Origin of the sequence: Ruegeria sp. HKCCA4812, assembly GCF_013034245.1 — a bacterium.
Lineage (GTDB): Bacteria > Pseudomonadota > Alphaproteobacteria > Rhodobacterales > Rhodobacteraceae > Ruegeria.
Window position 1 is genome coordinate 359,835 of sequence record NZ_WQFQ01000003.1, and the last position, 9,658, is coordinate 369,492.

13 protein-coding genes are annotated in these 9,658 nt (G+C 60.1%); 9 read left to right on the top strand and 4 right to left on the bottom strand.

Annotated elements, in window-relative coordinates:
• Window positions 1-13: 13 nt before the first annotated feature.
• Window positions 14-928 carry a DMT family transporter gene (locus GOW04_RS12140; protein WP_152457043.1) on the bottom strand — a complete coding sequence of 305 codons (915 nt, stop codon included), beginning with the start codon at window positions 926-928 and terminating at the stop codon, window positions 14-16.
• Entirely contained in the window at window positions 925-1,803 is an 879-nt protein-coding gene (locus GOW04_RS12145) for a LysR family transcriptional regulator (RefSeq protein ID WP_152457042.1), read from the bottom strand. The genes GOW04_RS12140 and GOW04_RS12145 overlap by 4 nt, the downstream gene beginning before the upstream one ends.
• A 120-nt stretch (window positions 1,804-1,923) precedes the next feature.
• Between GOW04_RS12145 and GOW04_RS12150 the strand changes: the two genes are divergently transcribed.
• Both GOW04_RS12150 and GOW04_RS12155 read left to right on the top strand, forming a co-directional pair.
• Window positions 1,924-2,505, top strand: a complete 582-nt coding sequence (locus tag GOW04_RS12150) for an FMN-dependent NADH-azoreductase (RefSeq protein ID WP_171232704.1) — start codon at window positions 1,924-1,926, stop codon at window positions 2,503-2,505.
• Window positions 2,506-2,575: 70 nt separating this feature from the next.
• Window positions 2,576-3,313 carry an aspartate/glutamate racemase family protein gene (locus GOW04_RS12155; protein WP_171232705.1) on the top strand — a complete coding sequence of 246 codons (738 nt, stop codon included), beginning with the start codon at window positions 2,576-2,578 and terminating at the stop codon, window positions 3,311-3,313.
• Here GOW04_RS12155 and GOW04_RS12160 read toward each other — a convergent pair whose 3' ends face one another.
• On the bottom strand, window positions 3,314-3,844 hold the full coding sequence (locus GOW04_RS12160; RefSeq protein WP_171232706.1) for a prolyl-tRNA synthetase associated domain-containing protein: 531 nt from the start codon (window positions 3,842-3,844) through the stop codon (window positions 3,314-3,316).
• 279 nt (window positions 3,845-4,123) lie between these two features.
• On the opposite strand from GOW04_RS12160, the gene GOW04_RS12165 reads away from it, so the two are divergent.
• Window positions 4,124-4,648, top strand: coding sequence for a hypothetical protein (locus GOW04_RS12165; RefSeq protein ID WP_171232707.1), 525 nt, complete (start codon window positions 4,124-4,126; stop codon window positions 4,646-4,648).
• On the opposite strand, the gene GOW04_RS12170 is transcribed toward GOW04_RS12165, so the two are convergent.
• Window positions 4,645-5,532 carry a sulfotransferase domain-containing protein gene (locus GOW04_RS12170; protein WP_171232708.1) on the bottom strand — a complete coding sequence of 296 codons (888 nt, stop codon included), beginning with the start codon at window positions 5,530-5,532 and terminating at the stop codon, window positions 4,645-4,647. The two genes, GOW04_RS12165 and GOW04_RS12170, sit on opposite strands and share 4 nt — an antisense overlap.
• 251 nt (window positions 5,533-5,783) lie before the next feature.
• Here GOW04_RS12170 and ffh point away from each other — a divergent pair, with 251 nt between their 5' ends.
• From ffh to rpsP, 6 genes are all read left to right on the top strand, one after another.
• A complete protein-coding gene (ffh, locus tag GOW04_RS12175) occupies window positions 5,784-7,280 on the top strand; it encodes a signal recognition particle protein (protein WP_171120316.1) in 1,497 nt (498 codons plus the stop codon).
• Window positions 7,277-7,834, top strand: a complete 558-nt coding sequence (locus GOW04_RS12180) for a GNAT family N-acetyltransferase (protein WP_171232709.1) — start codon at window positions 7,277-7,279, stop codon at window positions 7,832-7,834. Before ffh ends, GOW04_RS12180 begins: the two co-directional genes overlap by 4 nt.
• Window positions 7,831-8,382 carry a GNAT family N-acetyltransferase gene (locus tag GOW04_RS12185; protein ID WP_171232710.1) on the top strand — a complete coding sequence of 184 codons (552 nt, stop codon included), beginning with the start codon at window positions 7,831-7,833 and terminating at the stop codon, window positions 8,380-8,382. Before GOW04_RS12180 ends, GOW04_RS12185 begins: the two co-directional genes overlap by 4 nt.
• Complete coding sequence (locus GOW04_RS12190; RefSeq protein WP_171169232.1) at window positions 8,379-8,918, top strand: GNAT family N-acetyltransferase; 540 nt, start codon at window positions 8,379-8,381, stop codon at window positions 8,916-8,918. The genes GOW04_RS12185 and GOW04_RS12190 overlap by 4 nt, the downstream gene beginning before the upstream one ends.
• Window positions 8,915-9,211: a chorismate mutase gene (locus tag GOW04_RS12195; RefSeq protein WP_170344783.1), complete on the top strand. Its 297-nt coding sequence runs from the start codon at window positions 8,915-8,917 to the stop codon at window positions 9,209-9,211. Before GOW04_RS12190 ends, GOW04_RS12195 begins: the two co-directional genes overlap by 4 nt.
• Window positions 9,212-9,282: 71 nt before the next feature.
• Entirely contained in the window at window positions 9,283-9,657 is a 375-nt protein-coding gene (rpsP, locus tag GOW04_RS12200; protein ID WP_171232711.1) for a 30S ribosomal protein S16, read from the top strand.
• The last annotated feature ends 1 nt before the right edge of the window (window position 9,658 follow it).

The following is a 9,658-nucleotide window of genomic DNA, read 5'->3' on the forward strand; positions in this document are numbered from 1 at the left end:
GCGAAGAAGTGGCTTATTCCATGGCGCGGCGCACTGGCACCGAGGGCGGAACTTCCTCTTTCAACAACATCAGCAGGGCGATGATTGTCAGCGCCACACCACCCAGGATCAAACCGGTTGGCACGCCTTTGCCCAGTGCAATCTCCCACAGAATGACCCAGCTGGGAACCAGGTAGGTATAGGCCATGACCTTGGCCGACGGCAGCCGCAAGGAAGAAAATTGCACCAGCACGAAGCTGGCTGCCGTTGCAAAGAACGAAATATAGAACAGGCCGATCCAGACAATAGCCGGAAGCCCGGCCCAATCGGTTGCCATCAGGTCTGACCAGCCGAACACGACCAACAACAGACACCCGGCGACCAGCGTACCGAAGGTGAACACCACGGCGGGCTCTCCTCGGTTCAGCTTGCGTATCATGGGCGTATAGATCGCATGGGCGACGCAGCCCCAGAAATAGATGATTTCGCCGCCCCCGATTTCAAAGGCGCGGAACATCTGCCAATCGGCCCGAAAAATCACCCAAAGCGCCCCCACGGCGCCAATGGTCAGGGCCAGCGCCATGCGCGGAGTCGTGATTTGGCGCAACAAGACCCACCCCGCCATGGCAGAGACAACTGGTGTCAGGGTGAACACCGCTGCCGCACTGACAGGTGGGGCGGTTTGCAACCCATAGAACATCAGGACGAAATAGGTGGCGAACAAAGCCCCGAGCACCAGATAGCGCCAAGGGGCCTGCGCGGCGCTGCGCGGCAGGCCGGTTGTCGCCAGGGCGGCCAAACCAATCACGGCAGCGGCAATCGCAAAGCGAACCGCATTCAGGGCGGCTGGCGCGATTTCGTTGGCGATCATGGACCCCAGCGAAAAGCTGCCTGCCACAAGGGCTGAAAAGGCAAGCATGGCCAGATGGCCACGCATCTGCGGGCTCATGGCTGCCAGCCTTTGGCTTCTTCTTTCAAAAAGCTCAGGAACGCCTGTACCTTGGTGGTGCGGTGCAAGTCCACGTGGGTCACCAGCCACAGATTGCCGAACCATTCCGGCAGCGGATCAATCACCTCGACCAGATTGTCGTGGCGGGCAGCCTCCCAACGGGCCATGAAGCCGATGCCGGCACCGGCCAGAACGGCCTCGCGCATGCAGAAGTTGTTGGTACAGCGGAAGGTGATGCGATCGGCGGGTACTGTCGCGCGCAGCCAGCGGGTGAACGGCGCGCGGCTGGTCTCATCATCGGAACTTACGAAGTGATGGCGTGCAAAATCTTCGATTCCGGATGGCTTGCCGAACCGTTCGATGTACGAGGCGCTGGCATAAAGACCAACTTCCTCTTGTCGGAAAGGCTGGACGACATTGTCGGGTTGATCGGGGGCCGATCCGGCGCGGATCGCCACATGCGCCTCACCGTATTCCAACCGGAACAGCCGGTCGCCCGTCAGGTATCGCACGATCAAGTCCGGATGCATCTTTTGAAACGCGGTGAGCGTCGGCACCACCAACGGGGCAAGAGACCCCAGGGATGTCACGACCAATTCACCCGAGACATCGTCTCCGCGTCCCTTCATCCGGCCGACAAGCTGGTTGAACTGATCTTCGGTCGCCTGTGCCACGCGCAACAGATCGTCGCCTGCTTCGGTCGGCGTGTACCCGCGGGCATGGCGCTGGAACAGTTTGACACCCAATCGCGCCTCGATCGCATCAATGTGACGGATCACGGTGGCGTGGTGAACGCCCAGAACCTCTGCCGCGCCGCTGACCGTCCCCATACGTGCCACCTGATAGGCGGTTCTTACTTCATCCCAATTATCCATGGCAATGTCGTCACTGTGCAATTTCCAACAATAACTGTTGATGTATCCGAGTTTTGTTCATCAACGCAACAATCATATTGGGCGCAGGACAAGATTCCCCTGACCAAAAGGAGCAAAACAATGACCAAAACGATCCTTCACATCGACTCATCCGCCCGCCGCGTGAACTCGACCACGCGCGATCTGTCTGACCGTGTGGTCAAGCAACTGGGTGCAGACCGCATCATCCGCCGCGATCTGGCCACCCCCCTGCCCCTGCTGACAGAAGACTGGATCGCCGCCAATTTCACCCCCGCCGAGCAGCGCGACGATCTACAGCGCGACCGGCTGGCCCTGTCGGACGAACTGGTTTCCGAACTGCAAGAGGCCGACACCATCGTCATCGGCCTGCCGATCTACAACTTTTCGGTGCCTGCCGCATTCAAGGCCTGGGTCGACCTCGTGGCGCGCGCGGGCCTGACCTTTTCCTACACGGAAAACGGACCCAAAGGCCTGCTGGAAGGAAAACGTGCCATTCTGGCCATCGCATCAGGCGGTGTTCCTGTCGGATCCGAAGCTGATTTCGCCACCAATTACGCGCGCTACGTTCTGGGTTTCATCGGCATTCATGACGTCGACGTCATCGCCGCGGATCAGATGGCCGTGAACCCGGATGCGGCGCTGGAAAGTGCCCACAAGGCGGTTGCGGAGCTTGCGGCCTGATCGCCTCTGGCCAACGAGCGTGGAAACGTCCAGTCTGCATGCGAGCAAACAGGCAGACTGGATGGGCCACATGAAGAAAATCGGCATTCTGGGCGGTGTGGGCTGGGCCTCGACCGTCGATTACTACCGGGCGATTGCCGAAGGGGCCGGGCGTTATCACGCGGAACGCGGCCATGGTTCGCCTTTGCCGATCCCACCAATGACCATCGAATCCGTTACGCAGGCCAGAACGCGCGCCCTGCGCGGTGTCGCCGGTGATGAGGCAAGCTGGGCGGATTTTGACGCGGTGTTCCGCGACGCCCTGCTGACTCTCGAACGCGCCGGGTGCGATTTTGGCATTATCGCGTCCAACACCCCCCATGCGCGGCTTCACGCGATACGGCAGGGTGTCTCGATGCCGATCCTCAGCATCTTTGACGCAACCGCCGAGGCGACGGCAGGTACCGGCGCATCGCGGGCTCTGGTCCTTGGAACAACCGTGACGATGCAGGCCACCGACTATGCGGATCGACTGGCCGCCGAAGGCATTGCCGCGAATGAACGGTTGCCCGAACCCGAGGTTTCCCAGATGCAGGCCATGATCGACAGTGATTTCTACGGTGGTGCGTCTGACATCGCCCGCGCCAGACTGCTGGCGTTTTGCGACAAGCACGCCAGCCCCGGAACCGCGATCCTGCTGGCCTGTACCGAGCTTCCACTGGCTTTTCCTAACCACCTGGACGATCCGGTGTTCGAAGCTGACGGGCATCTGTTCGTCAACCCGTCAGCCGCGCATGTCGCCGCCGCATTGAAAGAGGCGCTGACGTAATCAGGGCAACCACGTGACCGCGCAGCCGATGCGATCGAAAAAGGCCATCATGTCGGCCCGCGTCAGGGCCACGGTGCGGTCGTTGACAAGGGGGTGCATGTAAATCACCTCAGCCTGCTGCGCCGCCGCATCCATGAAGAACCTGACATCATTCTGAACACCGTTGATCATCGCCAGCGGACTGACGGCGCCGGGACGTATGCCGAGATTCTGAAACAGCCGGTCCGCCGAGCCGAAGGACAGGTTGCCTATGCCCAACTCGGCCCCCAAAGCCTTGAGATCAATCTCGCGACTTTGTTCCAAGGTCACCAGATAGTTGCGCTTTTTCTTGTCGCGCAGATACAGGTTCTTGACCCGCAGCGCGTTCTCTCCGGGTGTCATGAACTGGTCTTCGACCGCCTTTGCATCCTCGACCGTACGCAATGGCACATGGGTATGCAGGCGATAGGTCAGCTCCCAATCTTCCATCTGCGCAAGCAATGCGTCCGAACTCAGCGGCAAAGTGTCCTGATGGGTGGATGAAGCGTCCATGAAGCCCTCGCTTTTTGGGGATTGCTCATCGCGCAACAAAGCTTGGAATTCAAGCGCGAGACATACAATTGCGTGGGTGATACCCGCCCGAATGAAAATCGCGCGCATCACAGGCGCAGTCAGCGTCTGGCGTGCCGAACCTGGCCTTGACCCCGCCAACCACACTGCCCGAGATCAAGGACGGTGCTGCGCTGGCCCTGCGCGTTTCAGCCTGATTTCACGAAAGACCGTGATGAAACAAACTGGAACAGGGTGTTGGAACGGTGCTAGCGTACCGCCATGAAAGTGACCCGAGACACCCCAAACCAACTGATCATCGCCAATACGCCCTGGTTCATCGGTATCACGCTGGTCATTTTCATTCTGGCCTTTGTCGGCCCCGGTATCTTTCTGATGAGCACGGGCGGCGAAGGCATCTGGTTCGGCCTGATCTTCGCCCTCGGCGGAGGCGGTCTTGGGTTTGGTGCGTTTTGTGTTTTCGTAAGACGGGTTCAGATCATTCTGGATCGGCACAAAGACAGTATCCTGATCCGCCGCCAATCGGTTTTTGGTTATGAAGCGGTCGAACACACACTGTCCAACCTGTCCCACGCAGAAATCGAAAGCACGACATCCCGTGGCAAAAACGGCACCTCGACGCTGTATCGCCCGGTCCTTGTTCTTGAGAAAGGCATGAGCGCGGGTCGCCATCCCATTGTCGAAGCGTTTTCCAGCGGCTCCGGCTCTCACCGGTTGGCAGAGGCGGTGAATGACTGGCTTCCATCGAAACCAGGCCAAGACCGTCGCGCAGTCGGGACAAACTAAGACGCCAGGCCGCGTTCCAGCCACAAGCGCTCTTCGGCTGAGACCAGCCGGGACATGCAGGCGTCATATCGCGCCATGTCCTGCTCGGTCAGTTTGCCTTCCCACTTGTTGCTTGTGCCCGAAGAGAAGAACTGCGCAAAGTCGTGAAACCCACTGGTGAATCCGGGGGTTTGCTCCAGACGTATGGCGTTGTTTTTCATTGATCCGAAACTGCCGGCCTCGGCTATGTCTTTGACCAGGTCCGGGTCAATTTCGATGTCCATGATCCGTGCAAGCCGTGCGACCTGTCCCGGAAGATCCCGGCTGAGCTCGGCATAGTGCAGAAAATGGATGTTGGGCAGGTCGCGATACATCCAAAAGGAGTGGAAGTGATGAATGATCGATCTGAGGGTCAGGTCATCTGTGCCCTTGGATGACGCGGGCCGGTTCAAAAACATGTCGAAAGCTTCCGACAGATCGTCGGGGAACAGGTAATCAAGCCAGTCATGTTTCATATTCTCGACATGGCGGCGCATTGAAAAATGCACGTCAACCGGATGGCGGTGAACAACCAGATATTGCGCATTTGGCGAGAACACGATGCCATCAAGCGGGGTATGTGTCTTGATACAGCGCCGATGTCTTTGCGCGCTCAGTTCATCCGCCTGCGCGACCCGATCGCGAAAACTGCAATCAAGCCACGGTGAGACCCTGTTGTCGTACACACTGGGGTCGGCCGTTTCGGTGATGAGCATGCGCACCAGTGTTTGCGTCCAAGTGGTGCCGCATTTGGGCGGTGTGCACACAAAGACGTCGCTGGGCCGGATCTCGAATCCGGACCATATATCGGTGTTGGTCACTTCGCCGACATAGTCGGTCGTCTTTCGCGGCAGACCATTCTTCATCGCCCCCTCCCTCAGCTTCAATCACGCAGAATAGCCCGCAATGTGACACTCACATAGCTTATCTTGACTCACACGGCCCAGAGGCGTAGATGACGCCCCAACATCCGGAAGCCTTTCGATCTTCCGGTCCCTTGAGTCGTTCAGGGATCGCCCTCCACCAGCGAGTTTCGCCCGTGGGGGCGTTTGTGCATTGACCCGTCTGCCCTTATCTAAGGGGCGCCAAACCAGAACCGGCTAAGGAGGCCGCAGGCATGTTTGAAAATCTATCCGAACGCCTCTCTGGCGTCTTCGACCGGTTGACCAAACAGGGTGCCCTGTCCGAAGAAGACGTCAAAACCGCCCTGCGTGAGGTCCGCGTTGCCCTGCTTGAGGCCGACGTCTCGCTGCCGGTTGCAAGGGAATTCGTCAAGAAAGTTCAAAGCCAGGCCACCGGTCAGGCAGTCACCAAGTCGATCACCCCCGGCCAGCAGGTCGTTAAGATCGTGCATGACGCTTTGGTTGACACCCTGCGTGGCGAGGAAGACCCCGGTGCGCTGAAGATCGACAACCCGCCCGCGCCGATCCTGATGGTCGGCTTGCAGGGTTCGGGTAAGACGACGACCACCGGCAAGCTGGCGAAACGTCTGAAAGAGAAAGAGGGCAAGAAGGTCCTGATGGCCTCGCTGGACGTCTACCGCCCGGCGGCGATGGATCAGCTGGCGGTTCTGGGCACCCAGATCGGGGTGGACACCCTGCCGATCGTTCCCGGCCAGAAACCTGTCGATATTGCCAAGCGCGCCAAACAGCAGGCGACGCTGGGTGGTTACGACGTGTACATGCTCGACACCGCGGGTCGTCTGCACATCGACGAAGTCCTGATGGACGAGGTCGAACAGGTCCGCAACGCCGTTGACCCGCGCGAGACGCTGCTGGTGGTCGACGGCCTGACCGGTCAGGTCGCCGTCGAGGTGGCCGAGGAGTTCGACGCCAAGGTCGGCATCTCGGGCGTGGTCCTGACCCGGATGGACGGCGACGGGCGCGGTGGTGCGGCCCTGTCGATGCGCGCCGTGACCGGCAAGCCGATCCGCTTTGTCGGTCTGGGCGAGAAGATGGATGCGCTCGAAACATTCGAGCCGGACCGGATCGCCGGTCGTATTCTGGGCATGGGCGACATCGTTGCCCTGGTCGAAAAGGCCCAGGAAACGATGGAGATGGAACAGACCGAGCGCATGATGAAGCGCATGGTCAAGGGTCAGTTCAACATGAACGACCTGAAAATGCAGCTGGAACAGATGATCCAGATGGGCGGCATGCAGGGCATGATGGGCATGATGCCGGGCATGGGCAAGATGGCCAAGCAGATGGATCAGGCCGGTCTGGACGACAGGATCCTGCGCCAGCAGATCGCCATGATCCAGTCGATGACCAAGCGCGAACGCGCCAACCCGCAGATCCTTCAGGCCAGCCGCAAGAAACGCATCGCGGCGGGGTCCGGGATGGAGGTCAGCGACCTCAACAAGCTGCTCAAGATGCACCGGCAGATGTCGGACATGATGAAGAAGATGGGCAAGATGGGCAAAGGCAAGATGCTGAAACAGGCCATGAAAGGCATGTTCGGCAAAGGCGGCCCCAGCCCCGAGGAGATGGCCGCAGGCATGGATCCCAAGGCGCTGGAACAGGCAGCCAAGGCCATGGGCGGCAAGATGCCCGGTCTGGGCGGCGGCATGGGTCTGCCACCGGGCCTGAGCGGGTTCGGAAAGAAAAAGTGACCCCCGCACGCTGCACCCAGCCCCCGTCCGGAAAGGCGGCGATGGCAGCAGCGCAATATCGCGCAGCCCTGCCGGTCATTCAGACCCGGCGGCTGGTCCTGCGCGTGCCCACACTGGAAGACCTGCCGGTGTGGACGTCGATCTGCAAGGACAGCTTTGGTGACACAGCGCAAGCCGCGTGGACCGAGTTTTCCTATTATACCGCGGGCTGGCTTCTGCATGGTCACGGCCTGTTCACGGTCACGCTCAAGGGTGATGATCGGGCAATTGGCTTCGTCGTTCTGGGTTTGGAATGGGACGATCACGAACCGGAACTTGGCTATATGTTCGGCGCTGAACACCGGATGCAGGGCTATGCCACCGAAGCTTGCGCCGCCGTGCGTGATTTCGGATTTGACCTGCTGGGATCGGGGCAGTTCGTAAGCTATGTTTCGCAATCCAACACCCGTTCGAACGCGCTTGCCCAACGACTGGGCGCAGCGCGCGATGCCGATGCAGAAAGCGCCTTTGGGCCAACCCAGCATGTCTGGCGCTACCGCGAGGTGCAGGCATGACATTCGCGATGCCGATCCCGACGCTGGAGACCGAACGCCTGATCCTGCGCGCACCGTCCGAGGCTGATGTCAACGCGGACACTGCCTTCTTTGCAAGCGATGCGGCCAAGTTCGTCGGCGGCCCTCTGCGCAGGGATGAGGTTTGGCGGGTGGTCGCCTCGCTGCTGGGGCACTGGGCCTTGCGCGGCTATGGGTATTGGAGCGTCGATGAAAAAGACACCGGCACCTATGTCGGGCGGATCGGGCTTTGGTTTCCCGAAGGCTGGCCGGAACCCGAAGTTGGCTGGACCCTGTTGAACCACGCCACCGGCAAGGGCTATGCGACCGAGGCCGCGCTGACTGCACGCGCCTACGCCTATGATGTATTGGGCTGGGAAACCGCGATCTCACTGATCGACCTGGACAATCACGCCAGCAAGGCCGTGGCCAAGCGTCTGGGCGCGCAGTTCGAGTATCACTATGACCACCCCAAGTTCGGAAAATCCGAAATCTGGCGGCACCCGGCGCCCTCGGATCTGGTGAATGGCGGAATGGAGGCATACGCATGACCTCTTTCACCATTCCCACAATTGAAACCGAACGCCTGATCCTGCGCGCGCCGCATCTGGATGACCTGCCCGCGATGACCGCATTCTTCGCGACCGAGCGCAGCCATATGGTGGGCGGTCCCAGGGATGCGCGCGAATGCTGGAGCTCATTGTCGAACCGGCTGGGTCATTGGGCGCTGCGGGGTTATGGCCTGTGGCACCTGACCGAAAAGGCCCGCGGCACATTCGTTGGCTGGGCCGGAATGATCTACGTGCCGGGCTGGGCCGAACCGGAACTGGGTTGGACCCTGATGGAAGAAGCCGAAGGCAAGGGGCTGGCCTTTGAAGCTGCATCGGCTGCGCGTGATCATGCCGCCCGGCATCAGGGCCTGAACGGCGTGATCTCGTACATCGCCCATGCAAATGATCGTTCGCGCGCTTTGGCTGAACGGCTTGGGGCAACGCTGGAGCTTGAGAATGCCGAACTTCTGGGCAAACACGCTCAGATCTGGCGCCATCCGCAGATTGACTTGACCACCGAAAGGACCGGCCAATGACCAACCCCGTGACACAGGCTGCCACGCTGTTGAAAGAGCATCGCGAAAGCATCGACAGGCTGGACGCGATCCTTGTCTATACGCTCGGCGAGCGGTTCAAGCACACGCAGGCCGTTGGCAAGCTCAAGGCCGAACACGACCTTCCCCCGTCCGATCCCTCGCGCGAAGCTGCGCAGATCGCACGGTTAGAAGACCTGGCGAATGAGGCCGATCTGGACCCCGATTTCGCCAAGGCTTTCCTGAATTTCATCATTCAGGAAGTCATCCGACACCACCGGAAGCATCAAGAGTGAAACTCCGGTTCAACAAACACCAGAACTAACCGGCACCCACGCCGGATACGCCATTCAAAGGAGATACCACCATGGCAATGAAAATTCGTCTCGCCCGCGGCGGCTCGAAAAAACGTCCTTTCTATCGCATCGTTGCGGCTGACAGCCGTATGCCGCGCGATGGCCGTTTCATCGAGAAACTGGGCACCTACAACCCGCTGCTGCCGAAAGACAGCGAAGAGCGCGTGAAAATGAACATGGAGCGCATCCAGTACTGGCTGGATCAGGGCGCACAGCCCACCGACCGTATCGCACGTATGCTGGAAGCGGCCGGTGCCCGTGACAAGGCCGAGCGCAACAACCCCAACAAGGGAACTCCGGGCAAGAAAGCCCAGGAGCGCGCCGAAGAGAAAGCCGCCAAGGCCGCTGAAGCAGCCGAAGCCGCTGCTGCTCCGGCAGAAGAATAAG